We start from the raw sequence: 25,687 nt of genomic DNA, 5'->3' as shown, positions 1-25,687 counted from the left end.
TGTTTACAAGTTCTCCAAGCCGTGGTGCTGACAGGGGAGCCTCGGCGTACCCGTTTCCTTCTGGAGAGAAAGGATGAAGAGCCTGCACCGCTGTCCCTTGGCTGTCGCTGTCCAGCTGTCCGTCTTGCTCGCACTTCCCGCCATCGCCGCTGCCCAGGACCCGGGCGGCGCGCCGTCCAGCGCGCCCACCACCCTGGACAGCATCCAGGTCACCGGTACCCGCATCAAGAAGGCCGAACTCGAGAGCCAGGTGCCGGTGCACACGCTCAGCCGCGACGACATCGAGCGCACCGGCCTCACCTCCGTCGCCGAGGTGCTGCAGGAGCTGACGGCCTCCGGCTCGGCGCTCAATACCAAGTTCAACTCGTCCGGCAACTTCGGCTTCCCGCCCGACGGCGGCGGCGTCGGCGCCGGTTCGGCGCAGGTGGACCTGCGCCACCTCGGCTCCAAGCGCGTGCTGGTGCTGGTCGACGGCATCCGCTGGGTCAACGAATCGTCGGCCTCGGGCGTGGGGTCGGCGACCGACCTCAACACCATCCCGCTGGCCATCGTCGAGCGCATCGAGGTGCTGGAGGACGGCGCGTCCTCGCTGTACGGTTCGGACGCCATCGCCGGCGTGGTCAACATCATCACCCGGCGCGAGTACGACGGCGCGCAGGTGACGCTGAACTACGGCCAGTACGGCAAGGGCGACGGTGCCAACCAGGGCGTCGACCTGGCGTGGGGCATGAACACCGACCGCTCCAGCCTGTTCCTGGGTGCCAGCTGGGTGAAGCAGGACCCGATCTACGCGCGCAGCCGCGCGCAGTCGCGCTTCCCGGTGCCGGGCACCGGGGTGGCGCTGGGCAGCTCGGCCACGCCCCACGGGCGCTTCATCTTCATCGACCCGGACACTGGCGCCGAGCAGGACCTGACCCCGAACGCCGGCGCCACCACGCCCGGCTACGACGGCAGCGCCGGCTGCAGCCGCAGCGACGACTACCACTGCTTCGGTACCGCCGATCGCTTCAACTTCGCCGAGTACAACCTGCTGCTGACCCCGTCCGAGCGCAAGGGCGTGTTCGGCCAGTTCCGCTACTTCTTCAACGACGACGTGCAGTGGTACGTGAAGGTGCTGGGCAACCGCCGCGACTCCACCAACCAGGCCGCGCCGGAACCGATCTTCCTCGGTCCCGAGGCCGGCACCGGCAATCCGTTGGCCGACAACATCTTCATTTCCGCGCTCAACCCCTACAACCCGTTCGGCTTCGACCTGGATTCGTCCGACAACCTGATCATGATCGGGCGCCGGCCGGTGGAGGGCGGGCCGCGCGTGTTCAAGCAGCAGGTGGACACCCAGTACTTCAACACCGGCCTGGTCGGTTCGTTCGAGAGCGCGGCGCGCAGCTGGTTCTGGGACGTCAACGCGATGTACAGCAAGAACAAGGCCGAGCAGACCAACTACGGCAGCTACAACATCTACAACATCGCGATGGCGCTGGGCGACCCGGCGGCCTGCGCGGCCGTCGCCGGCTGCGTGCCGCTGAACATCTTCGGCGGTCCCGGCACCATCACCCCGGAGATGCTGGCCTGGATCCAGCCGGTGGTGCGCGACCGCAGCCAGAACGAGCTGAGCCTGTTCACCGCCAACCTCAGCAGCGACCTGTTCCGGCTGCCGGCGGGCATGGTGTCCTTCGCCACCGGCTACGAGTACCGCAAGTACGAAGGCTCCTACCAGCCCGATCCGCTGACCGTGGCCGGGCACTACAACGGCGTGCCGTCGCTGCCCACCTCCGGCTCCTACGACGTCAACGAGGTGTACCTGGAGCTGAGCGTGCCGATCTTCGCCGACTCGGCGCTGGGCGACAGGCTCGACCTGAGCCTGGCCGGGCGTTACTCGGACTACTCCACCTTCGGCGGCGAGTTCACGCCCAAGTACGGCCTGCGCTGGCAGGTCAGCGAGGACTTCGTGCTGCGTTCCACCTATGCCGAGGGCTTCCGTGCGCCGACCATCGGCGAGCTGTACGGCTCGGCGGCACGTGCCGACCTGCAGCTGTCCGACCCCTGTTCGGTCGGCCTGGGCGGGACACCGCCGCGCGGCAGCGCCGCCAACTGCGCCGCGCTGGGCGTGCCCACCGGCTACCAGCAGGCCAATTCGCAGATCTCGGTGACCACCGGCGGCAACCGGGCGCTGGATCCGGAGCGCGCGCGCAGCTTCACCGCCGGCTTCGTCTGGAGCCCGTGGTTCGGCAACAACGCCGAGTGGGCGGAGAAGTTCGACGTGGAAGTCACCTTCTACCGCCACACCGTCGACGGCGCGATCCAGGCGATCAACGCCCAGACCCAGCTGGACCTGTGCGTGGACACGCTGGACCCGCTGTACTGCGACGGCATCACCCGCGCTTCCACCGGCGGCATCAACAGCTTCAACAACCGCCTGACCAACCTGGGCTCGATCAAGACCGACGGCTGGGACGTGGACCTGTTCTGGACCTTCCCGGAAACCAGCGCCGGCCGCTTCAAGCTGGCCTGGCAGAACACCTTCGTCGGCCGCTACGAGGCCACCGGCGCGGCCGGCCAGCGCCAGCCGCAGGGACCGGGGCGCGAAGTGGTGGACAGCGCCATCCCGGAATGGACCAGCAGCGCCACGCTGGACTGGCGGCTGGGCAACTGGAATGCGTCGTGGAGCGTGCGCCACATCTCCGAACTGACCGAGGACTGCGGCGACGCGGTGGCGTTCCCGGTGTGCGGCAACCAGGCCGCGGGCACCAACACCCTGGATGCCATCACCTACCACGACCTGCAGCTGGGCTACAAAATCGACTGGCTCAAGGGGCTGCAGCTCACCGCCGGGCTCAACAACGTGTTCGACAAGGATCCGCCGATCTGCCTGTCGTGCTCGTTGAACGGCTACGACGCCTCCACCTACGACATCCCCGGCGGCCGTTTCTGGTACTTGCGTGCGGACCTGAAGTTCTGACCGTCGCCGCCGCGACCAACGCAAAGGCCGGCATCGCGCCGGCCTTTGCTTTTGTGCTTGCGTGCCGGAGCGGACGTCAGCGCAGCGTCTGCTGCGGCACTTCCACGTTCATCGCCACCGCCAGGTGGTCCGAATACGCCGCGGCCACCGCGCGGGTGTCGAGGATGTTCAGGCCGCTGCTGATCAGGATGTGGTCGATCGCCCGTTCCGGCCGCCAGCTGGGGAAAGTGGGCACCAGGCAGCCGGGCGGCTGCAGCCGGGTCTGCCGGTACAGCACCTGCATTTCCGGGCGCTCGGCCACGCAGTTGAAGTCGCCCATCAGGATCGCGTTGGGGTGGTCGGACAGCAGCTCGGCGATGAACGCCAGCTGCGACTGGCGCGAGTTGGCGCCCAGCGACAGGTGCGCCACCGCCACCGCCAGCCCCTCCCGGCCGTCGCCGAACTTGGCCAGCAGCAGGCCGCGGCCGCCGATGCGCCCGGGCAGGGCGTGGTCCTGCACCTCCACCGGCTCCAGCCGGCTGAGCAGGCCGTTGGCGCTGGAGGCGACCCCGCCCATGCGCCGGTTCGGCTGGTGGCTCCAGTAGTTGAAGCCGCCGCGCTGGGCCAGGTAGTGGGTCTGGTTGGTGAAGCCCGAGCGCAGGCTGCCGGGGTCGGCCTCCTGCAGGCCGACGATGTCGTGTCCGCTGGCCAGCTTGGCGATCGCATCCAGGCTGGAGCGCTTGCGGCCCGCCGGCAGCGCATGCGACCAGCTGCGGGTCACATAGTCGCTGTAGCGGCGGGTGCTGGAGCCTGCCTGGATGTTCGCGGTAAGCAGCCGCAGGGTGCGGGAAGTGGGGGAGTTCACGGCAGCCCGTTGTGGCCTTGCAGGATCAGCGCGCGTTGGCGGCGCGTTCGCTGGCGATCAGGTGATCGGCGATGCGCAGCATGTCCTCGAAGCTGCGGCCCTTGACCAGGTACTTGCCGTTGACGATCAGCGACGGGGTGCCGGAGATTTTGCTGCGGGTGGCGAACTGCTTGGCGCGGTTGGTCTTGGCGCTGACCGAGAAGCTGGCCATGGTGTCGGCGAACTGCTTGGGGTCGGCGCCATGCTTGGCGAAGAAGCCGGCGATGTCCTGTACCGAGTCGCGGCCGCGCTCGCCCTTCAGGGTCTGCTCGACGTGGATGGCCGCGTACAGCGCGTCGTGGGTCTTGTCCTGCAGGCCCAGCGCCTCGGCGGCGTAGAACGCGCGGGCATAGTCGTCCCAGGTGCCGCCGAACAGCGCCGGCACGTAGACGAAGTTCACGTCCGAGGGCAGGCCGGCCTTCCACGAACCGACCAGCGGCTGGAAGCGGGCGCAGGCCGGGCAGACGTAGCCGAAGATCTCGGCCACTTCGATCTTGCCGGCAGCCGGCTGGAACGGCTGGCCGCCTTCGATGACCACGTAGTCGGTACCGGCCACCGGCTCGGGGCCGACCGGACGCGCCGGTGCCGGGACCGGCGCGGCGGCCTGCGGCGCGGCTTCGGTCGCCGCGGCGGCGTCTTCGCCGGCGGTTTCAGTGGCGGATTCGGTGGTGTCGGCGTCGGTGGCCGGTGCGCTGTCGGCGGCCGGGGCTTCGCTGACCGGGGCGCTGGTCGGAGCCGGCGCGGCCGGCGCCGTGGTGTCGGCGGAACCGTCCTGGGCCTTGCAGGCCACCAGGATCGGCAGCAGGGCCATCAGGGTCAGGGCGAAGCGGGTCTTCATCGATCGGATCTCCAGCGGGAAGGCGAAAGGCGGGACCGGCGGTGCTGCCGCCGGGCCGGGGTTTCATGATGACATCATGGAGAGGCTCGCCGGTACACGGCGTGACCCCGGTTCAGCGGCGCTTGGCGGCCGCCCGCTCGCGGGCGACCAGGGCATCGGCGATGCGCAGGGTGTCCTCGAAGCTGCGCCCGGTGACCAGGTACTTGCCATTGACGACCAGCGTCGGCGTCCCGCGCACGCCGCTGCGCAGGGCGAACTCGCGCGCGGCCTTGAGCCGCTGGTCGACCTGCTCGCCGCGCAGCGCCTGGACGAAGCGCTCCGGCGCCACGCCGTAGTCGGCATAGAAGGTGGCCAGCTCCTGCGGCGAGACGTTCTGCATCGGCAGGCTGCCGCGCGCATGGAGGGCGTCGAACATCGCCGCGTGGCTGCGCTGGGCCACGCCCAGTTGCTCGGCGGCGTAGTAGGCGCGGGCGAAGGCGTCCCAGTGGCCGCCGAAGGCGCCCGGCACCAGGGTGAAGCGCACGTCCCTGGGCAGCTTGGTCACCCACGGTTGCAGGATCGGTTCGAAATGCGCGCAGTGGCCGCAGGTGTAGCCGAACACCTCGACCACCTCGATCTTGCCGTCGAGCGGTGCGAACGGCTGCGGATCGGCGATCTCTTCGTAGTCCTTCCCGGCCACCGGCGGGGCGGAGGGATTGGCCGCGGCGCAGGCGGTCAGCGGCAGCAGGGCCAGCAGCAGGAACATCAGGCGGTGAACGAGTTTCATGGAGTCTCCGTGGGGCGAAAAGCAACGCCGGCCTGGGGGCCGGCGTGCTCGGGAACAGCGCCTGCCAGGGTCGCCGCGGCGACCGGCAGGACTAGGACCGGCTGGGCGCGATCGCGGCGGTCGCGGTCGTGGCGGTGTCGGCTTCGACGTCGTCGGCGCGGTCGTGCAGGCCCTGCAGGTAGCTGGACAGCGCCTGGATCTCTTCCGGGGTCAGCGACTTGGCCACCTGCGCCATGATCTGGAAATGGGCCGGATCGTCTTCCTGGGTCGTCCCGGCCTGGTATTCCTGCAGCCGCTGGGTGGTGTAGGCCGCGTACTGGCCGCCGATGTGCGGGTAGGCCGGACCCGGGTTGCCGGCGCCGGTGGGGCCGTGGCAGGCCAGGCAGGCCGGTATGCCGCGGCTGGCGTCGCCGCCGCGGTAGAGCTTCTGCCCGATCTCGTAGAACTTCATGCCCTCGTAGGGGCCTTCGGCCACCACGCTGTCGTCGGCGATGCCGGCGCCGGCCTTCTGGGTGGCGAAGAACGCGCCGATGTCGCGCATGTCCTGGGCGGTGAGGTTCTGCACGAACGGCACCATCGCCGCCGCCGCGCCGCTGCTGCGCTGGCCGCTGGCGATCAGCGCCATCTGCCGGGCGGCGTAGCGTTCGCTCTGGCCGGCGATGCGCGGGTACATCTCCACCGTGGAGTTGCCGTCGGCCGAATGGCAGGCCGCGCAGGCGGCGGCCTTGGCCTGGCCGGCCTCGGCGTCGCCCCAGTGGGTCTTGGAGAAGTCGATCTCCAGCGGCAGGGTCTGCACCGGCGCGTTGTCCGGGATCGGGATCACCGAGGTCTGCGCGATGGCGACCGCGGCCAGGAGGGGCACTGCGAAAGCGGTGACGGCAAGAACGCGAGCGTGGCGCATGCTGAAGCTCCGTGTGGACCTGGCCGGGCAGGAGCGGAAGGCGCCTGCGACGGATCGACGGATTATCCCTTCGCCTTCGCGCCGCGGTCAACGAACAGTGCAGCAAAACCGGCCGCATGCCGGACGCTGCGGCGCGGACGTGCGATCCTAGGCGCATGTCACAGCTCCTAGAACGCGCCCAATACCTGCTTTCCGCCCACAACGCCCGGCAATTGCCGCCCGACGTGGGCAGCGAAGTCGCCTTCGCCGGGCGCTCCAACGCCGGCAAGTCCAGCGCCCTCAACGCGCTGACCCGCCAGAACGCGCTGGCGCGGGTCTCCAAGACGCCCGGCCGCACCCAGCAGCTGGTGTTCTTCCAGGTCACCCCCGAGACCCACCTGGTCGACCTGCCCGGCTACGGCTACGCCAAGGTGCCGCAGGAACTGCAGGCGCACTGGCAGGCCTTCATCGACCACTATTTCCGCAGCCGCGAGGCGCTCAAGGGACTGGTGGTGGTGATGGACATCCGCCATCCGCTCAAGGACTACGACCGGCAGATGCTGGGCTACGCGGTCCAGCGCGGGCTGCCGGCGCACGCGCTGCTGACCAAGGCCGACAAGCTCGGCCGCGGGCAGCAGATGCAGACGCTGCAGAAGGTGCGCAAGGAACTGTCCTCGGCATTCGGCGACACCGTCAGCGTGCAGACCTTCTCCGGCGAGTCCAGGCTGGGGGTGGACGAGGCGCGCGCGGTGATCGGCGGCTGGCTGGGCCTGGACGCCGCCGGGACCCGGGCGCAGCAGGTCCCGACCGAAGGCGTCTAGCGTTCCGCCGGCCGCGGCGAGAACGCGCCCGCTGCCCACGCACAGGCGTCGCCCTTGCGGCCTACGTCGCCAGCTCGGCGGGCAGGGCGGAGCAAGGGGAAAGGGCGATGTCCATGGCGTCATATCGCGGTATCGAACAGCTGTCCGATCGCCGTCGCCGCCGCCATCGCCAGCGCCCCCCAGAAGGCCACCCGCAATGCGCCGCGCACGGGTGGCGCGCCGCCGGCGTGCGCTGCCGCCGCACCGGTCGCGCTCAATCCGAGCAGGGTGACCGCGGACGTGATCTGGACGACCTGCGCGTGCGGTGCCAGCAGCGCGGTCGACACCGGCAGCGCCGCGCCGGCGACGAATGCGCCGGCCGACGCCATCGCCGCCTGCAGCGGCCGCGCGCGCAGGGTGTCGGTGATGCCCAGTTCGTCGCGTGCGTGCGCGCCCAGGGCATCGTGCGCGGTCAACTGCACGGCCACCTGCCGCGCCAGTTCCGGGTCGAGCCCGCGCTGGCGGTAGATGGCGGCCAGTTCCTCCAGTTCGCTGTGCGGATCCTCGTGCAGCTCGCGCTTCTCCGCGGCCAGGTCCGCCCGCTCGGTATCGGCCTGCGATTGCACCGAGACGTACTCGCCGGCGGCCATCGACATCGCCCCGGCGACGGTTCCGGCGACCCCGGTGGCCAGCACGGTCGCGGCGGGCGCGCCGCTGGCGGCGACGCCGACCACCAGGCCGGCCACGGACACGATGCCGTCGTTGGCGCCCAGTACCGCGGCGCGCAGCCAGCCGACGCGGTTGGCGCGATGGACGTCCGGATTGCGCGATCGGATCATGCCGTGAAGTCTAGGCCGCGCGCCGCGGCGAAGCGGAAATGACTCGCACCCGCAATCGGGGCGATGCGGTCAAGTCCGCGTCGGTGGGATGCTGAAAACCGCCACGGTGGCATGACGGCCGGGGGCGCCACGATATAGTGCGCACTTGCGATGCGGACGGCCCAGCCCCACATCCCCCGCCCTGACCAGAATCCTGCGAGCCTGCCCTTGTCGAGCCCCAGCCACGCTGTCGATACGCCGATCACCGGGCGTTCCCAACTGGTCGAAACCCTGGCGTCGGGCGAGAAGCCGCGGTCGCAGTGGCGCATCGGTACCGAACACGAGAAGTTCGGCTTCCGCCTGGACGACCTGCGTCCGCCGACCTTCGACGGCGAGCGCGGCATCGAGGCCCTGCTCGATGGCCTGACCCGTTTCGGCTGGGCGCCGGTGCAGGAAAGCATCGACCAGGGGCCGGGCCGCACCATCGCGCTGCTGCGCGGCGGCGCCTCGGTGTCGCTGGAGCCGGCCGGGCAGCTGGAGCTTTCCGGTGCGGCGCTGGAGGACATCCACCAGACCTGCGTGGAAACCGGCACCCACCTCAACGAGGTGGCGCAGGTGGCCGGCGAGCTGCAGCTGGGATTCCTCGGCATGGGCTTCCAGCCGAAGTGGAAGCGCGAGGAGATGCCGTGGATGCCCAAGGGCCGCTACCGGATCATGCGCGAGTACATGCCCAGGGTCGGCTCGCTCGGGCTGGACATGATGACCCGCACCTGCACGGTGCAGGTCAACCTGGACTACGCCTCCGAGGCGGACATGGCGAAGAAGTTCCGCGTGTCGCTGGCGCTGCAGCCCATCGCCACCGCGTTGTTCGCCGATTCGCCGTTCACCGAAGGGCAGCCCAACGGCTACCTCAGCTACCGCTCGCACATCTGGACCGACACCGATGCCGACCGCACCGGCATGCTCGACTTCGTGTTCGAGGACGGCTTCGGCTACGAGCGCTACGTCGACTACCTGCTCGACGTGCCGATGTACTTCTCCTACCGCGACGGCGTCTACGTCGATGCCAGCGGGCAGAGCTTCCGCGATTTCCTGCAGGGCAGGCTGCCGGCCCTGCCCGGCCAGTTGCCGACCCTGCGCGACTGGTCCGACCACATGACCACCGCGTTCCCGGAAGTGCGGCTGAAGAAGTACCTGGAGATGCGCGGTGCCGACAGCGGCCCGTGGAGCCGGATCTGCGCGCTGCCGGCGTTCTGGGTCGGCCTGCTGTACGACGACGCGGCGCTGGATGCGGCCTGGGACCTGGTCAAGGATTTCAGCCTGGCCGAGCGCCACGCGCTGCGCGACGGCGTGCCGAAGCAGGCGCTGAACCTGCCGTTCCGCGGCGGCAGCGTGCGCGACCTGGCCCGCGAGGCGCTGAAGATCGCCACGGCCGGCCTGCAGCGCCGCGCCGCGCGCAATGTCGACGGCCAGGACGAGAGCCACTTCCTGGACGTGCTGCAGGAAATCGTCGACTCCGGCGTCACCGCGGCCGAGCGCAAGCTGGCGCTGTTCCACGGCGAGTGGCGCGGCGACGTCGATCGCGTGTTCCGCGAATTCGCCTACTGAGCTTCCGCTTGCGGCCAGGGTTCCAGGGTATTGCCCGGGATGCCCGTCCACCGGGCATTGGGGGTTGCCGGGCAGGCGGCGCTTGACCCAGGTCAGGGCGGCCGCGGCGCGGGGTGCGCATCATGGCGCGACGGACGGATGGGTCCGTACCCCGCGGCAGCCCGGGAGCAGGCCGCCGAGGCCGGTGCGATGCTCCAGGAGCGTATCGAAGATGCAATTCAGGATTCCCCTGCCGGAAACGGCGCCCTCGCTGCCGGCGCTGGAGCAGGCGCTGCTCGACGCCGATCCCGCCGGCCTGCTGGATGTCGATGAAAGCGGCCGGGTGCTGCGGGTATCGACCCTGCTGGACGTTCCCGATCTGGTCGCATCGCTCGAACGCGGCGGCTTGGCGGCCGCGGCGGACGCGGTGGAGCGGGTTCCCTCCGAGTGCTGTGGCGGTTGCGGCGGCTGATCCGCGCGCGGCGATGTGCGACCGCGCGACCGTCCCGCTCGCATGCATCTGCTGAAGCGCCCCGGCGGATGGCTGTCCGGTTGCGCGAAGGAAGCGGCATGTCGCGCATTCCCACGTTGCCGCTGCTTCCGGCGGGAAGGGGCCGGCGCGCGACGAGGGGCGCGGCCATGCCGGCCTCACGACAAATGCCGGGGCCGGCACTAGGATGAGCGGACAGGTACGCCGGAGCGTCGGCGTCCGTTCCTGGGAGCCGTTCGATGCGCGGTCTGGATTTCAGTTCCTGGCAAACCCTGCTGTCGACGCTGGTGGGCCTGGCGGTGATCACCCTGATCGGCGTGGGTATCCGCCTGCTGGTGATGCAGACGCTGCAGCAGCGGCGCGAACGCGAGAACCGCCAGATCAACGAACGCCTGCGCACGCTCATCGCCGCCTACAAGGCCCTGGGCGGATCGTTCACCGGCGACCTTGCGGTCGATCCCACCCACCTGCGCGACCTGGTGCAGCGCGCCGCGGCCGCCGAGCAGGACGTGGCCGGCGATACCCCCGGCGGCGACCGGGCCCGGCGCATCCGCGATACGGTCGAGGCGGCGCTGTCGGACATCATCCTGCTGGGCACCGAAGAGCAGGTGCGCCTGGCCACCCGCGCGGCCACCGAACTTGTCGCCGGCCGGCCGATCCATACCGATGAGCTGGTGGTGTCGTTGCGCGATTTCATCCGCAAGGCGCTGGACCTGGAGCCGATTCCGGCGGACCTGCCGGTCCCGAAGCAGGGGCCGGCGCGGCCGGCCACCGGCAAGGGCAAGGGAGAAGGAGCCGGCAAGGGCGATGCGAAGCAGGGTGGCGGCCGGGGTGCGGGCGGTGGCGGCGGCGGAATGGGCATGGGCGCCGGCATGGGCCTGGGGATGGGCGCGGCCAGCGATGACGCGCACCGCTAGAGGCAAGCGTCCCGGAAAAGGAAACGCCGGCGGGTGCCGGCGTTCCGTGCTTCGTGCGGCGATGGCGGTGGAGCCTCAGCGCAGCGGGGTGTTGGAGATGATCTCCACCCAGTAGCCGTCCGGGTCCTTGATGAAGGCCAGGTGCTTCATGCGCCCGTCCTGCAGCCGCTTCTGGAACGGCACGTCCAGGGCTTCGAAGCGTGCGCAGGCCGCTTCGATGTCCGGCACCGACACGCAGATGTGGCCGAAGCCGCGCGGGTCGCTGTTGCCATCGTGGTAGACCGCACCGTCCTGCCTTTCGGTGCCGTGGTTGTGGGTCAGCTCCAGCACGCCGGGAATGCCGGCCATCCACAGGCGGCGTTGCGCATCGTCCTCCGGCACCTGCGCACCTTCCGGCACGCAGGCCAGGAAGTACAGGCTGAATTCGGCCTCGGGGAAGTCGCGCTGGTCGATCAGGCGGAAGCCGAGCACGCGGGTGTAGAAGTCCAGCGAGGCGGCGATGTCCTTGACCCGCAGCATGGTGTGGTTGAAGACGAAGCCGGCGGTTTCCGCCGGCGGTTGCGCGGCGACGCCGGGTTGCTGGCGCAGGGATTCGAGGCTCATGGTGGGTTCCTTGGCGGGGAGGGGATGGCGTCGATTTTACGCGACCGCCGTGGTGCCGGCCTGGGAGAGCCGTACCAGCGACGTCAGTCGCGACGGGGCTTTACCGGTAAAGCCCCGTCGCGACTGACGTCGCTCCTACGGACCTGCAGACAACGGTCGGGGGCGCCGCTTCAGAACCAGAAGCGCACGCCGGCCACCCAGCGCGAATCGCGCACGCTTTCCCCGGCAGCGCGACGCAGCGCGGCGCTGTCGCCGAAGCGGCGTTCGTGGACGAAGCCGACATAGGGCGCGACGCGGCGGGTGATCTCGTAGCGCAGGCGCACGCCGGCCTCGCCGTGCGACAGCCCGCTGCCGATGCCGCGTCGCGCGTCGTCGGAGGCGAAGACGCCGACCTCGAGCGCGGGTTGCAGGATCAGGCGATTGCTCAGCAGCACGTCGTACTCGACGTCCAGCCGCAGCTCGGCGGCGCTGTCGCCGCCGGCGTACAGCAGCGCCGAGGCCTCGAACTTGTACGGGGTGATGCCCTGCACGCCGAACGCCGCCCGCACCTGCGACGGTGCATGGCCGTTGTCGATGCGCACGCCGGCCACCACGTCCCACCAGGGCGAGACGGCATGGCCATACAGCGCGTCCAGCGACACTTTTTCTGTGCGTCCGCCGAGGCGCTCGCCCTTGCTGCTGAGCCACAGACGGTCGATGTCACCGCCGAACCAGGCGGTCATCGACCACGACTGTCCGCTGCCCGGATCGGCGTCCCACGCCTCCAGGTGGTCGAACAGCACCAGGCTGTTGAAGCCGGACGCATGCTGCATGGAATGGGCCTGCAGCACCGGGAATGCGGCACGGAAATCCTCTTCGGTCGGCACCGGGATCGGCGTGCGCGGCAGCGGCGGTGCGTGTCCGGAATGCGGATCGGCCGGGGCCGGCGCGGATGCTCGGCCGTGGCCCATCGCCGCGTGGTCGTGGGGGTCAGCTGCGTCGCGACTGTCGCCGTGCTCCATTGCCGCATGGTCATGCGGCTCCGGTGTCGTCGCGCCGTGCGGATGCGCAGCGGGCGCGGCGCTGCCGCTGCGGTTCCCGGCAGCAGGGGCGTCCGCTGCCGGAGCGGACGCGGGGCCATGGCCCATCGCCGCATGGTCGTGGCGAGCCGCCGCATCGGGAGTTCCGGCGTGCGGCATCGCGGCGTGGTCGTGCGTTTCCTGTGTCGCCGTGCCGGGCGGAAGCGCGGCGGGAGCCGCGGTTGCGTCGTGGCGATGGTGCGCCTGCCCGTGTCCGGCGGCAGCCGGCGCAGCGGCCGCGGCGTGATGGGCATGGCCATGCCGATGCTGCGCCTGCGCGGCGCCGGTGGCGGCAAGCAGGGCGATCGCCAGCAGCGAGGTCTGCATGCTCATGCCTCCACCCGCACTTCGCGCATCATGCCCGCTTCCATGTGGTAGAGCAGGTGGCAGTGGTAGGCCCAGCGGCCGAGCGCGTCGGCGCGCACGCGATAGCTGCGGCGGGTGCCCGGCGGCATGTCCACGGTGTGCTTGCGCAGATGGAACTGCCCGTGTTCGTCCTCGACGTCGCTCCACAGGCCGTGCAGGTGGATCGGGTGCTGCATCATCGTGTCGTTGACCAGCACGATGCGCATGCGTTCGCCGTAGTTCAGCCGCAGCGGTTCGGCGCCGGCGAACGGGATGCCGTCGAACGACCAGGAGAACTTCTCCATGTGCCCGGTCAGGTGCAGCTCGATCTCGCGCCCGGGCTCGCGGCCGTCGGGATCGTCGAACAGCGAACGCATGTCGGCATAGGTGAGCACCTTGCGGCCGTTGTCGCGCAGGCCGATGCCGGGGTCGTCCAGCTTCGGCGAGGTGGCCGCGGTCTGCATGTCCACCAGCGGGTTGCCGCGCTCGCTGGCCGGGTGCTTCGGCGCCTTGCCGCCATCGCCATGGCCGCCGTGGCCCATGTGCGCGCCGCAGCCGCCCTCCATGCCCTTCATGCCCATGTCGGCGCCGCAACCGCCTTCCATGCCGGCGTGCCCGCCCATGTCGTGGCCCATGTCGCTCATGGTCAGCAGCGGCCGCGGATCGCGCGCCGGCACCGGCGCCTGCAGGCCGTGGCGCACGGCCAGGGTGCCGCAGGCATGGCCGGTGCGGCCCATGTCCTGGGCGAAGAGGGTGAAGGCGTCCTGGCCGCTCGGCTCGACGATCACGTCGAAGGTCTCGGCCAGGGCGATGCGGAACTCGTCCACCGTGACCGGGTGGATGTACTGGCCGTCGGCGGCCACCACGGTCATCTTCAGGCCGGGGATGCGCACGTCGAAGTAGGTCATCGCCGAGCCGTTGATGAAGCGCAGCAGCACCTTCTCGCCGGGGCGGAACAACCCGGTCCAGTTGCCGGCCGGCGCAGTGCCGTTCATCAGGTAGGTATAGGTGTGGGCGTTGATGTCGGAGATGTCGCTGGGCGTCATCCGCATGCGGCCCCACATGCCGCGGTCGGCCAGGGTGGCGCGCAGGCCGTCGCGCCGCGCGTCGCGGACGAAGTCGCCGACCGTGCGCTGGTAGGTGTTGTCGTGCATCGGCATCTTCTTCATGCGCCGGTACAGCGCGGCCGGGTCTAGGTCGGTCCAGTCGGACAGCAGCACCACGTGCTCGCGGTCGAAGCGGTACGGCGGCGGTTGCAGCGGGTCGATGACCAGCGCGCCGTACAGGCCGGCCTGCTCCTGGAACATCGAGTGGCTGTGGTACCAGTAGGTGCCCGACTGGCGCAGCTGGAAGCGGTAGCGGTAGGCCTCGCCGGGCGCGATGCCGTCGAAGCTCAGGCCCGGCACGCCGTCCATGTTGGCCGGCAGCAGCAGCCCGTGCCAGTGGATCGAGGTCGTCTCGTCGGCCAGCGTGTTGGCCACGCGGATGTCGACGGTGTCGCCCTCGCGCCAGCGCAGCGTGGGCGCGGGCAGCGAACCGTTGACGGTGATCGCGCTGCGGGTGCGGCCGGTGAAGTCCACCGGCGAACGGCCGATGCTCAGGCGCAGTTCGGTATCGCGCAGTTCGGGCACGCTGGCGCGGTTGCCGGCGAAGGCGGGCGTGCGCCACAGGCCGGTGCCGGCGACGATGCCGCCCAGCGCCAGGCCCTGCACGAAGCGGCGGCGCGACACGGTGGAACGGGGATCGGAAAGGAAATCGGATGACATGGGAACTCCCGGCCGGATGCCGGCGGCATCGGCCTGATCGCGTCAGGTCGGAAGAAGACGGCGCGGATCCGGCCGCGCCCGGCGATGACGGATGGGACGCCACTGGCGTCCCGCGCTCACGCGGCGATGGGAGGGCGTACCGGTTGCCGCGGCGCGGGGCTGCGGTGATCGCCCGCCGGTGCGGGCTGCAGCGTGGCCGGCGGTATCCGTGCCAGCAGCGGCAGCACCGGCGGCAGCAGCAGGCTGCCGTACTGCAGGCAGTCGCAATGCTGGCCGTCGCTGCAGGCCATCGGCGTGGCGTCGCGGTCGTGGGAAGCGGCGTCGCCGGCGCTGTCCGTCGCCATCCCGTGGCACGGCGCCGATCCTGCCGGTTCCGCCGTGGTCGGTGCCTGTGCGGCCATCGGCATCGCCATCGCGGTCGCCGCCCAAGCGCCGGCGATCGCGTTGGCGATCAGCAGCAGGCACAGCAGCAGTCGGGGCAGCGGATGCGACAAGGCGGCAGCGGCATGACGGGGACCGGCGCAAGGATAGCATCGCCATCGGCGCGCCCGGCCCGTGCCCGGACGCGCCGATGGCGGCGCAGTAGAATGGGTCAGCTTCCTTTCAAGTCCGATCCATGTCCCAGCGTGAATGGGTGGCGGCGTCCATCCGCAAGATCGAGGCCGACTTCAACCGTTCGGCCGACACCCACCTGATTCCGATGGACCTGCCGGGCTTCCCCGGCATCGATGTCTACTTCAAGGACGAGTCCAGCCACCCCACCGGCAGCCTCAAGCACCGGCTGGCGCGCTCGCTGTTCCTGTACGCGCTGGCCAACGGCTGGCTGCGCGAGGGTTGCCCGGTGATCGAGGCGTCCAGCGGTTCCACCGCGGTGTCCGAAGCCTATTTCGCGCGCTTGCTGGGGCTGCCGTTCATCGCCGTGATCCCGGCCAGCACCTCGCCGGAAAAGATCGCCGCGATCGAGTTCCAGGGCGGCAGCTGCCACCTGGTCGAGCGCGCCTGCGACCTGAACTGCGAATCGGAGCGGCTGGCGCGCGAGACCGGCGGCCACTTCATGGACCAGTTCACCTACGCCGAGCGCGCCACCGACTGGCGCGCCAACAACAACATCGCCGAGTCGATCTTCAAGCAGATGGCCGAGGAGCCGCACCCGGTGCCGGAATGGATCGTGTGCAGCCCGGGCACCGGCGGCACCGCGGCCACGCTGGGCCGCTACGTCAGCTATCGCCGGCACGACACCCTGATCCTCTGCGCCGACCCGGAAGTGTCGGTGTTCTACGACGGCTACTGCGCGGCGCTGGCCGGGCAGCCATGGCGCGAACTCACCTGCGCCGGCGGCTCGCGGGTGGAGGGCATCGGCCGGCCGCGGGTCGAATCGAGCTTCATCCCCACCTGCGTCGATGCCATGGTCAAGGTGCCCGACGCATTGAGCCTGGCGGCGATGCGCCACGTCAGCCGCACCCTGGGCCGGCGCGTGGGCGGTTCCACCGGCACCAACTTCGTCGGCGTGCTGCAGGTGGCGCAGCTGATGCGCGAGGCCGGCCGCAGCGGTTCCATCGTCACCATCCTGTGCGATTCGGGCGACCGCTACGCGCACAGCTACTACGACCCGGACTGGTATCCGCGGCAGGGCATCGACGTGGCCCGGGCCGACGCGGACATCGCCGCCGCGGTGGCCGGGCAGGGGCTGCCGGCGTTGCCTTGTGCGTGGCTGGAAGCGTCGCCATATCAGCGCTGATCCCGGGTTTTCCGGGCCTGCATCGACGGAGATACCCATGACCAACCCACTGCTCGATTTTTCCGGCCTGCCGCGTTTCGACGCGATCCGCCCGGAGCATGTCGCCCCGGCGATCGACGAACTGCTGGCGCAGGCCGAGGCCGCGGTGAAGCGGGCCGAAAGCGTATCGCCGGTCACCTGGGATGGTTTCGTGGTGCCGCTGGACGACGCCACCGAGCGCCTGTACCGGGCATGGGGCCAGGTCGCGCACCTGCAGGCGGTGGTGAACACGCCGGAACTGCGCGAGGCTTACAACGCCAACCTGCCCAAGGTGACCCGCTTCGGCAGCATGCTGGGGCAGAACCTGGCGCTGTTCGCGCAGTACAAGGCGCTGGCCGCCGCGCCCGAGGCCGCCGGCTACGACGAGGCGCGGCGCAAGGTGCTGGACAACGCGCTGCGCGATTTCCGCCTGGGCGGCGCCGAACTGGACGAGGCGGCCAAGGCGCGCTTTTCCGCGATCCGCGAGGAGTTGTCGGCGCTGTCGGCGAAGTTCTCGCAGAACGTGCTCGACGCCACCGACGCTTTCGCCCTGTACGTCGAGGACGAGGCCGAACTGGCGGGATTGCCGGCCGAGGTGGTCGCCGCCGCCCGCGCCGCCGCGGAAAAGGACGGCAAGCCCGGCTTCAAGCTGACCCTGCAGATGCCGTGCTACCTGCCGGTGCAGGCCTACGCCGACAACCGCGCGCTGCGCGAACGGCTGTACCGCGCCAGCGCGGTGCGCGCCTCCGAGTTCGGCGACGCCGCGCTCGACAACGGCGGCAACATCGAGCGCATCCTCGCCCTGCGCGCGGAGCTGGCGGCGCTGCTGGGCTTCTCCAGCTATGCCGGGTATTCGGTGGCCACCAAGATGGCCGACACGCCCGAACAGGTGCTGGCGTTCCTGCGCGACCTCGCCGCGCGCGCCAGGCCGCACGCGCAGCGCGACCGCGCCGAGCTGGAGGCCTTCGCCCGCGACGAACTGGGGCTGGAAACGCTGGAGGCCTGGGACCTGGCCTGGGCCGGCGAGAAGCTCAAGCAGGCGCGCTACAGCTACTCCGAGCAGGAGGTGAAGCAGTACTTCACCGAGCCGAAGGTGCTGGCCGGCCTGTTCGACGTGATCGAACGCCTGTACGGCCTGCGGGTGCAGCCTGACAGCGCGCCGGTGTGGCACGAGGACGTGCGTTTCTTCCGCCTGATCGACGCCGACGGCGCGCTGGTGGGCCAGTTCTACCTCGACCTGTACGCGCGCGAGGGCAAGCGCGGCGGCGCGTGGATGGACGATTGCCGCAATCGCCGCGACGGCACGCAGGCGCAGGCCGTCCAGACGCCGGTCGTCTACCTGGTGTGCAACTTCGGCCGCGGCGCCGGCGGCAAGCCGGCCACCTTCACCCACAACGAGGTCACCACCCTGTTCCACGAGATGGGGCACGGCCTGCACCAGCTGCTGACGAAGATCGGCGAGCTGGGCGTGGCCGGCATCAACGGCGTGGAATGGGACGCGGTGGAGCTGCCCAGCCAGTTCATGGAGAACTTCTGCTGGGAGTGGGAGCGGGTGCGGGCGATGACCGCGCACGTCGATACCGGGCAGCCGCTGCCGCGCGGACTGTTCGACAAGATGCTGGCGGCGAAGAACTACCAGAGCGGCATGTTCACCGTGCGCCAGCTGGAATTCGGCCTGTTCGACATGCTGCTGCACAGCGGCTTCGACCCGGCGCAGGACAGCGTGCTGCAGCTGCTGGAACGCGTCCGCGACGAAGTGGCGGTGAACCGGCCGCCGGCCTGGAACCGCTTCCCGCACCAGTTCAGCCACATCTTCGCCGGCGGCTACGCGGCCGGCTACTACAGCTACAAGTGGGCCGAGGTGCTCAGCGCCGACGCCTACGCCGCGTTCGAGGAAGTTCCGGAACGGCTGGCCGAAACCGGCGCGCGCTTCCGCGCCGAAGTGCTGTCGCGCGGCGGCAGCCGCAGCGCGGCCGAGAACTTCCGCGCCTTCCGCGGCCGCGACCCGGAGATCGACGCGCTGCTGCGCCACAGCGGCATGGCGGCCTGAGCGATTGCCTTTGCGGGCGAAACCGGGGGTTTCGGAGTCGAAGCTCCCCGGCAAGCCGGGCATCGCCATCGCCGTTCGAAAAGCTCGCGACTTGCGTCGCTCCTACAGAATGCGGGGACCTTGTAGGAGCGACGTAAGTCGCGACAGGGGGCCGCAGTGCCCTCCCCGGAATTGTGCGGGCGGCCTTCATCGCCTCCGCTCACAGGGCCCGGGGGTTCCTCCGTCTCGATGGCGTTCGTCGACCGCCACAACGTCATGGCCGGATGAATGATGCACGGTGCCGGCCGGGCCTTGCGCTCGTTCAGTCGGGGTTTGCCGCGCCGCGCTTATTGATGGGCGGTCCGTTCCAGCAAGCCTCGCCATGTTCCGATTCCTCACCCGCCTTGCGGCGTCCGCGGCCATCGTCGCCGCGGTCGTCTGGTTCCAGCCCGAAACCGTCGAGCCGTCGGCGATGGTCAGCCACGGGCTGAACCTGCGCAGTGCGCCCGACCGGCGCGCGCCGCGCGTGGCGGTGTTGCCGGTGGGGACGACGGTGGAAGTGCAGCGTTGCCTGGACGACCTGAAGTGGTGCGAGGTACGCCATGGCGATCGACGCGGCTGGGCCTCGGCGGACTACCTGGTGGCCAGCAACGATGGCCGGCGGGTGCGCATGGCCGAGGCCGGCAGGGCGATGGGCGTGGTCATCGAGCCGGCTTCGTCCGGCGGGTGAAGCGGGGGCGTCCGGCGACGCATCCACAACGAAAGAGCCCGGCCATGGCCGGGCTCCTTGCATTGCCGTACAGGCGACTTCAGACCCGTCCGAACACCAGCGTGGCGTTGGTGCCGCCGAAGCCGAAGCTGTTGGACATCACCGTATCCAGCTTGGCCTCCCGGCTCTGGCGCAGGATCGGGAAGCCTTCGGCGCGCGGGTCGAGCGTGGCGATGTTGGCCGAGCCGGCGGCGAAGCCGTCGCGCATCATCAGCAGGCAGTAGATCGCTTCGTGCACCGAGGCCGCGCCCAGCGAGTGGCCGGACAGCGCCTTGGTCGAGGACAGTGGCGGCACTGCGTCGCCGAACACTTCGCGCACGGCGTTGAGTTCGGTGATGTCGCCCAGCGGCGTCGAGGTGCCGTGGGTGTTGAGGTAGTCGATCGGGCGGTCGATGCCGTCCAGCGCCATCCTCATGCAGCGCACCGCGCCCTCGCCGGAAGGAGCCACCATGTCGGCGCCGTCGGAGGTCACGCCGTAGCCGATCAGTTCGGCATGGATGCGCGCGCCGCGCGCCACCGCGTGCTCGTAGTCCTCCAGCACCAGCATGCCGCCGCCACCGGCGATGACGAAGCCGTCGCGGTCGGCGTCGTACGGGCGCGAGGCGGTGGCCGGGGTGTCGTTGAAGCGGGTGGACAGCGCGCCCATGGCGTCGAACATCACGCTCATCGACCAGTGCAGGTCCTCGCCGCCGCCGGCGAACATCACGTCCTGCGCGCCGTGGCGGATCAGGTCGGCCGCGGCGCCGATGCAGTGCGCCGAGGTGGCGCAGGCGGCCGACAGCGAATAGCTCAGGCCCTTGATGGCGAACGCGGTGGCCAGGTTGGCCGAGACCGTCGAGCACATCGTGCGCGGCACCATGTACGGGCCGACCTTGCGCACGCCGCGGTTGCGCAGCAGGTCGGCCGCTTCCACCTGCCACTCGCTGGAACCGCCGCCGGAACCGGCGATCAGGCCGGTACGCACGTTGCTGACCTGAGCCTCGGGCAGGCCGGCATCGGCGATGGCGTCGCGCAGCGCGATGTGGCTGTAGGCCGCCGCATCGCTCATGAAGCGCTTGAGCTTGCGGTCGATCTGCGCGTCCAGGTCGATGTCGACCGCGCCGCCGACCTGGCTGCGCAGGCCGGCCTCGGCGTGGTCGGGCAGGGCACGGATGCCGGCGCGGCCTTCGCGCAGCGCGGAAGAAACGGTATCCAGATCGTTGCCCAGGCACGAGGTGATGCCCATGCCGGTGATGACGACGCGACGCATCAGAAGTTCTCGGTGGAAGTGAACAGGCCCACGCGCAGGTCGCGGGCGGTGTAGATCTCGCGGCCATCGACCAGCATGCGGGCGTCGGCCTGGGCCATCACCAGCTTGCGGTTGATCACGCGGCTGATGTCCACCTCGTACTGCACCAGCTTGGCGCTGGGCAGCACCTGGCCGGTGAACTTGACCTCGCCGGTGCCCAGCGCGCGGCCGCGGCCGGGCGCGCCCAGCCAGGTGAGGAAGAAGCCGGTCAGCTGCCACATCGCATCCAGGCCCAGGCAGCCGGGCATGACCGGATCGCCGAGGAAGTGGCATTGGAAGAACCAGAGGTCGGGGCGGATATCCAGCTCCGCGCGGATCATTCCCTTTCCATGTGGACCGCCGTCCTCGCGGATTTCGGTGATGCGGTCGAACATCAGCATCGGATCGTTGGGCAGGCGACCGCTGCCCGGGCCGAACAGTTCACCGCGCGCGCTGGCGAGCAGCTGTTCGCGCGAGAACGCATTGAGACGATTCATTGAAACGGAATTCCCGGGGGAAAAGGAAGGAGCGCAATTGGCTAGAGTGCATGAGGTCGGGTGGTTCAATCAAACGTTTTAACCGTACGCATGCGTAGTGTTTTCAGGCACATGACGGCGCATCGCCGCGCGCGCGATGGCGCCGGCATCGTCGCGCTGTCCTATCATCGTCGGGTTTCTTCCACGGGCCGGAGCAGCGGGAAAATGCGCAGGATCGTCCAGGCAGGCATGCTCTGGCTCGTGGTCGCCGCACCGGCACTGGCCTGCTCCTGCATGGTGCCGGACGGAACGCGCTCCGATCACGTCCGGCGCAACTATCAACAGGCCCGGTTCGTCTATTCCGCCTATGTGCACTCCGTCCGCGCCAGCGACGAGCCGATGGTGCCGCGCACGGTCAAGCTGCGCGTACTCCAGGTCTGGAAGGGAGATCTGGCGCCGGGCACATGGCTCGAGGTCGAGTCCGATCCGGAACATGGGTTGTCGGGATGCGGTCTCGCCGTCGAGGCGGATACGGCGATCCTGGCGTACACCCGCGGACCGGCGCTGGCGTCGTGCACAATGACCGGGCCGCTGCACCAGGCGACCGGGGACATTCCCCTGCTCAACCGGCTTGCGGGCCGGTAGCGGTGGGGCCGCCGCCCAACCATCCCTCATTCGAGCTGCCGCCGTTTCGTGGCGCGGCCTAGTACGGAGTCGTCGTCGTCCGCATGCGCAAGATCATCCACGTCGACATGGACGCGTTCTATGCGTCCGTGGAACAGCGTGACGATCCGGCGTTGCGCGGCAAGCCGGTGGTGGTGGCGTGGCGTGGCGCGCGTTCGGTGGTGTGCGCGGCCTCCTACGAGGCGCGCGTGTTCGGCGTGCGCTCGGCGATGCCGGCGGTGCGCGCCGAGCGGCTGTGCCCGGACGCGATCTTCGTGCCGCCGGATTTCGCCCGCTACAAGGCGGTGTCGCGCCAGGTGCGCGAGATCTTCCTGCGGCACACCGCGCTGGTCGAGCCGCTGTCGCTGGACGAAGCCTATCTGGACGTCACCGACTCGCCCAACCATGGCGGCATCGCCACCGAGATCGCGCAGACCATCCGCACGCAGATACGCGAGGAAACCGCGCTGACCGCCTCGGCCGGGATCGCGCCGAACAAGTTCCTGGCCAAGATCGCCTCGGACTGGCGCAAGCCCGATGGCCAGTTCGTGATCCCGCCTTCGCGCGTGCAGCGCTTCCTGATGCCGCTGCCGGTCAAGCGCGTGCCGGGCGTGGGCAAGGTGATGGAGGCCAGGCTGGCGGAACTGGGCATCGTCACCGTCGGCGATCTGCATGCATTGCCGCTGGCCGAGCTGGAGGAGCGCTTCGGCACGTTCGGGCGCAGCCTGTACAACCGTGCGCGCGGCATCGACGAGCGACCGGTGGAGCCGGACCAGCCGGTGCAGTCGATCTCCTCGGAGGACACCTTCGCCGAGGACCTGCCGCTGGAGGCGCTGGCGCCGGCCATCGCCGAGCTGGCCGCACGCACCTGGCAGGCCACGCGCAAGACCGAGCGCATCGGCCATACCGTGGTGCTCAAGCTCAAGACCGCGCAGTTCCGCATCCTGACCCGCAGCTACACCCCGGATGCGCCACCGGCGTCGATGGAGGAACTGCGCGATATCGCGCTGGCGCTGCGGGCGCGGGTGGAGCTGCCCGACGACACCCGTTACCGGCTGGTGGGCGTGGGCCTGTCCGGATTCCGCGAACGCGGCGAGGGCGCCATGCGGCAGCCGGATCTGTTCGACGAGTCCGGGCGGTAGCGCGGTGCCGGCACGGCGTCGTCGGCACGCGGCGGGTGAGGGGCGTATACGGGTGTTCGCCGGCGGCAGGTGCCGGTTCGCCTGGTTCCGTGCAGCGCTCGCCCGCGCACCCGGCCGATCCGCGCGTTCGTGGCGGAGCGCACGCCACCGCGGACGGCAGCAGGATGGTCATGAAGCAGCGAGCAACGGGCACCGGGTGCATTGATGCAACGGTGCCGGCGCGCTGGCGCCGCAGGGAGGGCGCGCGGCCGGCAACGCGCGATGGCGGTAGCTGGCCGCGCCGGGTGCGCGGACGCGGTTCAGTAGGCGGCCGTGGCGATCTGGCGCAGATACTGCGGGCGCTCGATCTCGTCGACGAATGCGCTGGCGTAGTCGGCATGGCTGATCGCGCTGTTGCCGTGGGCGTCGGCGAGCAGGGCACGGGCCTGAGTGCGGTAGCCGCCGCGGCGCGGTCCGGGGCCGATCTCGGCCGCCGGCGCGAAGAACGTCCAGTCCAGGTCGTCCACGCCGCGCAGCAGCTCGTAGGCTTGGCGCTGGGCCAGCGCCTGCGGCTTGTAGGCCTCGGGGAAGCCGGGGGTATCGACCAGTTGCACGCCCGGTGCGACCTCCAGGCTGCCGGCGCCGCCGACCAGCACCAGCCGGCGGATGCCGTTGCCGCGGGCGGCGGCGATCAGCTGCTGCGCGGTGGCGGGAATCAGCGCCGGCGAGCCGGTGCCGGGGCCGAAGGCGCTGGCCAGCACGTCGTGGCCGGCCACGGCCTGCGCCAGCGCGGCTTCGTCGCCGGCGGCCACGCGTGCGATCCCGGCGCCGTCCAGTTCGGCCGGAAGGTCCTTGTCGCTGCGCACCAGGGCGGTGAGATGGTGGCCGCGGGCAAGCGCTTCGCGGGCGATGGCGCGGCCGATGTTGCCGGTGGCACCGAGCAGGGCGATTTTCATGGGGGAACTCCTGTGTGGGGAACACGGCCAGCTTAGGATCGGCCGTTCGCCCGAAAAACCGCGTATAAGTTCCAGGACTGTTGCATGGATCGATCGGATAGATGGACCGGCTGACCGCCATCGAAGTGTTCGTCGCCGTGGCCGAGCGCGGCAGCCTGACCGCGGCGGCGGCGCAGCAGGACATGTCGCGGGCCATGGTCACGCGCTACCTGGCCGAGCTGGAGCGCTGGCTGGGCGTGCGCGTGCTCCACCGCACCACCCGCCGGGTCACGCTCACCGCCGCCGGCGAACAGGCGCTGGAGCGGTTCCGGCGGATGCTGGAGATCGGCAGCGAGCTGCACGAACGGCTGGCCATCGACGATCCCGAGCCGCGCGGGCATATCCGCATCGCCACCAGCCTGTCGTTCGGGCAGTCGCACCTGGCGCCGGCGGTGGCGCGCTACGTCGGCCGCCACCGGCAGGTGCAGGTGGACCTGCTGCTGCAGGACCGCACCGTGAACCTGGTGGAGGAGCGGGTGGACCTGGCCGTGCGCGTCACCCGGCGGATCGACGAGGGCCTGATCGCGCGCCGGCTGGCGCCGTGCCATTCGCTGCTGTGCGCGGCGCCGGGCTACCTGCGCACGCACGGCACGCCGCAGACGCTGGAGGCGCTGGCCGCGCACAACTGCCTCACCCATGCCTATGCCGGGCGCCATGCATGGACGTTCCTGAAGGACGGCGCGCCGTTCCCGGTCGCGGTGTCCGGCAACGTCAGCGCCAACGAGGCCACGGTGCTGCTGCAGCTGGTGCGGGCCGAAGCCGGGATCGCGATGCTGCCGACCTACCTGGTGGCGCCGCTGGTGCGCAGCGGCGAACTGGTCGCGGTGTTGCCCGATTGCCGGATCGAGCCGATGGACATCCATGGCGTGTACGTCTCGCGCCGGCAGATGCCGCGCGTGGTGCGCAGTTTCCTCGACTATCTCGCCGACAGTTTCGGCGACCCGCCCTACTGGGACCGGCCGCAGGCGCGATGAGCGCGTGGCTACAATGCGCGTCCGCCTGGATCGGGAGAGACGCGTTGGAAGCATGTGCGGCACTGGTGATCTTCGATCTGGACGGCACCCTGGTGGACAGCGCGGCCGATATCGCCGAAGCGGTCGACCGCATGCTCGCCGACTGGCGGTTGCCGCGGGTGGACGAGGCCACCGTGCGCAGCTGGATCGGCGACGGCGTCGGCAACCTCGTGCGCACCGCCCTGGCCCACGCCGGCAGTGCGGTTGCGGTCGATGAGGCGATGCCGGGCTTCATGCGCCACTACCGCGACTGCCTGCTGCGCAGCCCGCGGTTGTATCCCGGCGTGGCCGAGGCCCTGCAGGCGCTGCGCGACCGCGGCGTGCCGCTGGCGATCTGCACCAACAAACCCTCGGCGATGGTGCCGCCGCTGCTGCAACATCTGGGCATCGCCGGCCGCTTCGACGCGGTGCTGGGCGGCGATTCGCTGCCCGAGCGCAAGCCCAGCGCGGTGCCGCTGCTGCACCTGTGCCGGCAGTTCGGGCAGGCCCCCGGCGACTGCCTGATGGTCGGCGATTCGGCCACCGACCTGGGGGCCGCGCGCGCCGCCGGCATGCCGATCGCGCTGGTGCGCTACGGCTATCCGCGCGACCTGGACATCGACAACGCCGGCGCGGTGGCGGTGGTGGACGACCTGCGCGAACTGTTCGCGTAGACGCCCGGGGCGACGCCGGCCTGGCGTGCGCGATCCGGCAAGTGGAGGAGACGCTGGGGGCATCGGACGGTGTCTTCCTGTCCGGCCATTTGTTGATAATGAATCTCATTAATATATAATTCGCGGATCGCTTCCACGGGGCACGGTGCGTGTTTCGCCGATCGGAATCTGCTGGATCCGTGCGGCGGGCCCGCCTTGTGCCCGACTGCCTCGAGCCGCCGCCAGAGGTGTGTTC

25 protein-coding genes are annotated in these 25,687 nt (G+C 70.3%); 13 read left to right on the top strand and 12 right to left on the bottom strand.

Features of this window, described 5'->3' with window-relative positions:
- The first annotated feature begins 73 nt into the window (after positions 1 to 73).
- Positions 74 to 2,959 carry a TonB-dependent receptor gene (locus tag OK345_RS03635; RefSeq protein WP_265126544.1) on the top strand — a complete coding sequence of 962 codons (2,886 nt, stop codon included), beginning with the start codon at positions 74 to 76 and terminating at the stop codon, positions 2,957 to 2,959.
- A gap of 76 nt (positions 2,960 to 3,035) precedes the next feature.
- Here the strand turns inward: OK345_RS03635 and OK345_RS03630 are convergent, their stop codons facing one another.
- From OK345_RS03630 to OK345_RS03615, 4 genes are all read right to left on the bottom strand, one after another.
- Entirely contained in the window at positions 3,036 to 3,773 is a 738-nt protein-coding gene (locus tag OK345_RS03630) for an endonuclease/exonuclease/phosphatase family protein (RefSeq protein WP_265126612.1), read from the bottom strand.
- A 55-nt stretch (positions 3,774 to 3,828) separates the two neighbouring features.
- Complete coding sequence (locus tag OK345_RS03625) at positions 3,829 to 4,680, bottom strand: thiol:disulfide interchange protein DsbA/DsbL (RefSeq protein WP_265126543.1); 852 nt, start codon at positions 4,678 to 4,680, stop codon at positions 3,829 to 3,831.
- A gap of 112 nt (positions 4,681 to 4,792) precedes the next feature.
- On the bottom strand, positions 4,793 to 5,446 hold the full coding sequence (locus tag OK345_RS03620; protein ID WP_265126542.1) for a thiol:disulfide interchange protein DsbA/DsbL: 654 nt from the start codon (positions 5,444 to 5,446) through the stop codon (positions 4,793 to 4,795).
- A gap of 91 nt (positions 5,447 to 5,537) precedes the next feature.
- A complete protein-coding gene (locus OK345_RS03615; protein ID WP_265126541.1) occupies positions 5,538 to 6,347 on the bottom strand; it encodes a c-type cytochrome in 810 nt (269 codons plus the stop codon).
- 155 nt (positions 6,348 to 6,502) lie between these two features.
- Between OK345_RS03615 and yihA the strand changes: the two genes are divergently transcribed.
- On the top strand, positions 6,503 to 7,147 hold the full coding sequence (yihA, locus tag OK345_RS03610) for a ribosome biogenesis GTP-binding protein YihA/YsxC (protein WP_265126540.1): 645 nt from the start codon (positions 6,503 to 6,505) through the stop codon (positions 7,145 to 7,147).
- A 119-nt stretch (positions 7,148 to 7,266) separates the two neighbouring features.
- Here the strand turns inward: yihA and OK345_RS03605 are convergent, their stop codons facing one another.
- Positions 7,267 to 7,965 carry a VIT1/CCC1 transporter family protein gene (locus tag OK345_RS03605; protein ID WP_265126539.1) on the bottom strand — a complete coding sequence of 233 codons (699 nt, stop codon included), beginning with the start codon at positions 7,963 to 7,965 and terminating at the stop codon, positions 7,267 to 7,269.
- Between the two features lie 207 nt (positions 7,966 to 8,172).
- On the opposite strand from OK345_RS03605, the gene OK345_RS03600 reads away from it, so the two are divergent.
- The 3 genes from OK345_RS03600 to OK345_RS03590 all read left to right on the top strand — a co-directional run bounded on the left by OK345_RS03600 (position 8,173) and on the right by OK345_RS03590 (position 10,938).
- Positions 8,173 to 9,552 (top strand): glutamate--cysteine ligase, encoded by a 1,380-nt coding sequence (locus tag OK345_RS03600; protein WP_265126538.1) that lies wholly within the window; start codon positions 8,173 to 8,175, stop codon positions 9,550 to 9,552.
- 211 nt (positions 9,553 to 9,763) lie between these two features.
- Positions 9,764 to 10,003, top strand: a complete 240-nt coding sequence (locus OK345_RS03595; protein WP_265126537.1) for a hypothetical protein — start codon at positions 9,764 to 9,766, stop codon at positions 10,001 to 10,003.
- 257 nt (positions 10,004 to 10,260) lie between these two features.
- Positions 10,261 to 10,938 carry a hypothetical protein gene (locus tag OK345_RS03590; RefSeq protein WP_265126536.1) on the top strand — a complete coding sequence of 226 codons (678 nt, stop codon included), beginning with the start codon at positions 10,261 to 10,263 and terminating at the stop codon, positions 10,936 to 10,938.
- A gap of 75 nt (positions 10,939 to 11,013) precedes the next feature.
- Here OK345_RS03590 and gloA read toward each other — a convergent pair whose 3' ends face one another.
- Positions 11,014 to 11,541, bottom strand: coding sequence for a lactoylglutathione lyase (gene gloA, locus OK345_RS03585; RefSeq protein WP_265126535.1), 528 nt, complete (start codon positions 11,539 to 11,541; stop codon positions 11,014 to 11,016).
- Positions 11,542 to 11,711: 170 nt separating this feature from the next.
- Complete coding sequence (locus OK345_RS03580; RefSeq protein ID WP_425510948.1) at positions 11,712 to 12,719, bottom strand: copper resistance protein B; 1,008 nt, start codon at positions 12,717 to 12,719, stop codon at positions 11,712 to 11,714.
- On the opposite strand from OK345_RS03580, the gene OK345_RS03575 reads away from it, so the two are divergent.
- Complete coding sequence (locus tag OK345_RS03575; RefSeq protein WP_265126533.1) at positions 12,660 to 12,977, top strand: hypothetical protein; 318 nt, start codon at positions 12,660 to 12,662, stop codon at positions 12,975 to 12,977. The two genes, OK345_RS03580 and OK345_RS03575, sit on opposite strands and share 60 nt — an antisense overlap.
- Here the strand turns inward: OK345_RS03575 and OK345_RS03570 are convergent.
- Together OK345_RS03570 and OK345_RS03565 are read right to left on the bottom strand one after the other, a co-directional pair.
- Positions 12,929 to 14,710 carry a copper resistance system multicopper oxidase gene (locus tag OK345_RS03570; RefSeq protein ID WP_265126532.1) on the bottom strand — a complete coding sequence of 594 codons (1,782 nt, stop codon included), beginning with the start codon at positions 14,708 to 14,710 and terminating at the stop codon, positions 12,929 to 12,931. The genes OK345_RS03575 and OK345_RS03570 overlap by 49 nt on opposite strands.
- Positions 14,711 to 14,826: 116 nt before the next feature.
- Positions 14,827 to 15,204 (bottom strand): CopL family metal-binding regulatory protein, encoded by a 378-nt coding sequence (locus OK345_RS03565; RefSeq protein ID WP_265126531.1) that lies wholly within the window; start codon positions 15,202 to 15,204, stop codon positions 14,827 to 14,829.
- 122 nt (positions 15,205 to 15,326) lie between these two features.
- Between OK345_RS03565 and OK345_RS03560 the strand changes: the two genes are divergently transcribed.
- From OK345_RS03560 to OK345_RS03550, 3 genes are all read left to right on the top strand, one after another.
- The gene (locus tag OK345_RS03560) at positions 15,327 to 16,448 is read left to right on the top strand and encodes a PLP-dependent cysteine synthase family protein (RefSeq protein WP_265126530.1); all 1,122 of its coding nucleotides are present in this window, start codon (positions 15,327 to 15,329) and stop codon (positions 16,446 to 16,448) included.
- A 37-nt stretch (positions 16,449 to 16,485) separates the two neighbouring features.
- Complete coding sequence (locus OK345_RS03555) at positions 16,486 to 18,516, top strand: M3 family metallopeptidase (protein WP_265126529.1); 2,031 nt, start codon at positions 16,486 to 16,488, stop codon at positions 18,514 to 18,516.
- Positions 18,517 to 18,877: 361 nt separating this feature from the next.
- Complete coding sequence (locus OK345_RS03550; RefSeq protein ID WP_265126528.1) at positions 18,878 to 19,225, top strand: SH3 domain-containing protein; 348 nt, start codon at positions 18,878 to 18,880, stop codon at positions 19,223 to 19,225.
- 79 nt (positions 19,226 to 19,304) lie between these two features.
- On the opposite strand, the gene fabB is transcribed toward OK345_RS03550, so the two are convergent.
- A complete protein-coding gene (fabB, locus tag OK345_RS03545) occupies positions 19,305 to 20,513 on the bottom strand; it encodes a beta-ketoacyl-ACP synthase I (RefSeq protein WP_265126527.1) in 1,209 nt (402 codons plus the stop codon).
- The gene (fabA, locus tag OK345_RS03540; RefSeq protein WP_265126526.1) at positions 20,513 to 21,028 is read right to left on the bottom strand and encodes a 3-hydroxyacyl-[acyl-carrier-protein] dehydratase FabA; all 516 of its coding nucleotides are present in this window, start codon (positions 21,026 to 21,028) and stop codon (positions 20,513 to 20,515) included. Before fabA ends, fabB begins: the two co-directional genes overlap by 1 nt.
- Positions 21,029 to 21,118: 90 nt before the next feature.
- On the opposite strand from fabA, the gene OK345_RS03535 reads away from it, so the two are divergent.
- Together OK345_RS03535 and dinB are read left to right on the top strand one after the other, a co-directional pair.
- Positions 21,119 to 21,652, top strand: a complete 534-nt coding sequence (locus tag OK345_RS03535) for a hypothetical protein (protein WP_265126525.1) — start codon at positions 21,119 to 21,121, stop codon at positions 21,650 to 21,652.
- Positions 21,653 to 21,735: 83 nt separating this feature from the next.
- Positions 21,736 to 22,812: a DNA polymerase IV gene (gene dinB, locus OK345_RS03530; protein WP_265126524.1), complete on the top strand. Its 1,077-nt coding sequence runs from the start codon at positions 21,736 to 21,738 to the stop codon at positions 22,810 to 22,812.
- 299 nt (positions 22,813 to 23,111) lie between these two features.
- On the opposite strand, the gene OK345_RS03525 is transcribed toward dinB, so the two are convergent.
- Positions 23,112 to 23,747, bottom strand: a complete 636-nt coding sequence (locus tag OK345_RS03525) for an NAD(P)-dependent oxidoreductase (RefSeq protein ID WP_265126523.1) — start codon at positions 23,745 to 23,747, stop codon at positions 23,112 to 23,114.
- 101 nt (positions 23,748 to 23,848) lie between these two features.
- Between OK345_RS03525 and OK345_RS03520 the strand changes: the two genes are divergently transcribed.
- Both OK345_RS03520 and OK345_RS03515 read left to right on the top strand, forming a co-directional pair.
- Positions 23,849 to 24,760, top strand: coding sequence for a LysR family transcriptional regulator (locus tag OK345_RS03520; protein ID WP_265126522.1), 912 nt, complete (start codon positions 23,849 to 23,851; stop codon positions 24,758 to 24,760).
- Between the two features lie 44 nt (positions 24,761 to 24,804).
- Positions 24,805 to 25,452, top strand: a complete 648-nt coding sequence (locus OK345_RS03515) for a phosphoglycolate phosphatase (protein ID WP_265154893.1) — start codon at positions 24,805 to 24,807, stop codon at positions 25,450 to 25,452.
- The last annotated feature ends 235 nt before the right edge of the window (positions 25,453 to 25,687 follow it).

This window comes from Xanthomonas chitinilytica (assembly GCF_026107455.2).
Classification (GTDB): domain Bacteria; phylum Pseudomonadota; class Gammaproteobacteria; order Xanthomonadales; family Xanthomonadaceae; genus Stenotrophomonas; species Stenotrophomonas chitinilytica.
The sequence above is the reverse complement of the archived record's forward strand: the minus strand, read 5'-3'. Positions and strand labels throughout refer to the sequence as shown.

Excerpts from the sequence above, each read along its gene's own strand:
- OK345_RS03635 (WP_265126544.1), top strand. The coding sequence starts at position 74 with ATGAAGAGCCTGCACCGCTGTCCCTTGGCTGTCGCTGTCCAGCTGTCC.
- OK345_RS03625 (WP_265126543.1), bottom strand. The coding sequence starts at position 4,680 with ATGAAGACCCGCTTCGCCCTGACCCTGATGGCCCTGCTGCCGATCCTG.
- OK345_RS03620 (WP_265126542.1), bottom strand. The coding sequence starts at position 5,446 with ATGAAACTCGTTCACCGCCTGATGTTCCTGCTGCTGGCCCTGCTGCCG.
- OK345_RS03615 (WP_265126541.1), bottom strand. The coding sequence starts at position 6,347 with ATGCGCCACGCTCGCGTTCTTGCCGTCACCGCTTTCGCAGTGCCCCTC.
- yihA (WP_265126540.1), top strand. The coding sequence starts at position 6,503 with ATGTCACAGCTCCTAGAACGCGCCCAATACCTGCTTTCCGCCCACAAC.
- OK345_RS03605 (WP_265126539.1), bottom strand. The coding sequence starts at position 7,965 with ATGATCCGATCGCGCAATCCGGACGTCCATCGCGCCAACCGCGTCGGC.
- OK345_RS03595 (WP_265126537.1), top strand. The coding sequence starts at position 9,764 with ATGCAATTCAGGATTCCCCTGCCGGAAACGGCGCCCTCGCTGCCGGCG.
- OK345_RS03590 (WP_265126536.1), top strand. The coding sequence starts at position 10,261 with ATGCGCGGTCTGGATTTCAGTTCCTGGCAAACCCTGCTGTCGACGCTG.
- gloA (WP_265126535.1), bottom strand. The coding sequence starts at position 11,541 with ATGAGCCTCGAATCCCTGCGCCAGCAACCCGGCGTCGCCGCGCAACCG.
- OK345_RS03575 (WP_265126533.1), top strand. The coding sequence starts at position 12,660 with ATGGCCCATCGCCGCATGGTCGTGGCGAGCCGCCGCATCGGGAGTTCC.
- OK345_RS03580 (WP_425510948.1), bottom strand. The coding sequence starts at position 12,719 with ATGCCGCACGCCGGAACTCCCGATGCGGCGGCTCGCCACGACCATGCG.
- OK345_RS03570 (WP_265126532.1), bottom strand. The coding sequence starts at position 14,710 with ATGTCATCCGATTTCCTTTCCGATCCCCGTTCCACCGTGTCGCGCCGC.
- OK345_RS03560 (WP_265126530.1), top strand. The coding sequence starts at position 15,327 with ATGTCCCAGCGTGAATGGGTGGCGGCGTCCATCCGCAAGATCGAGGCC.
- OK345_RS03555 (WP_265126529.1), top strand. The coding sequence starts at position 16,486 with ATGACCAACCCACTGCTCGATTTTTCCGGCCTGCCGCGTTTCGACGCG.
- OK345_RS03550 (WP_265126528.1), top strand. The coding sequence starts at position 18,878 with ATGTTCCGATTCCTCACCCGCCTTGCGGCGTCCGCGGCCATCGTCGCC.
- fabB (WP_265126527.1), bottom strand. The coding sequence starts at position 20,513 with ATGCGTCGCGTCGTCATCACCGGCATGGGCATCACCTCGTGCCTGGGC.
- fabA (WP_265126526.1), bottom strand. The coding sequence starts at position 21,028 with ATGAATCGTCTCAATGCGTTCTCGCGCGAACAGCTGCTCGCCAGCGCG.
- OK345_RS03535 (WP_265126525.1), top strand. The coding sequence starts at position 21,119 with ATGCGTAGTGTTTTCAGGCACATGACGGCGCATCGCCGCGCGCGCGAT.
- dinB (WP_265126524.1), top strand. The coding sequence starts at position 21,736 with ATGCGCAAGATCATCCACGTCGACATGGACGCGTTCTATGCGTCCGTG.
- OK345_RS03525 (WP_265126523.1), bottom strand. The coding sequence starts at position 23,747 with ATGAAAATCGCCCTGCTCGGTGCCACCGGCAACATCGGCCGCGCCATC.
- OK345_RS03520 (WP_265126522.1), top strand. The coding sequence starts at position 23,849 with ATGGACCGGCTGACCGCCATCGAAGTGTTCGTCGCCGTGGCCGAGCGC.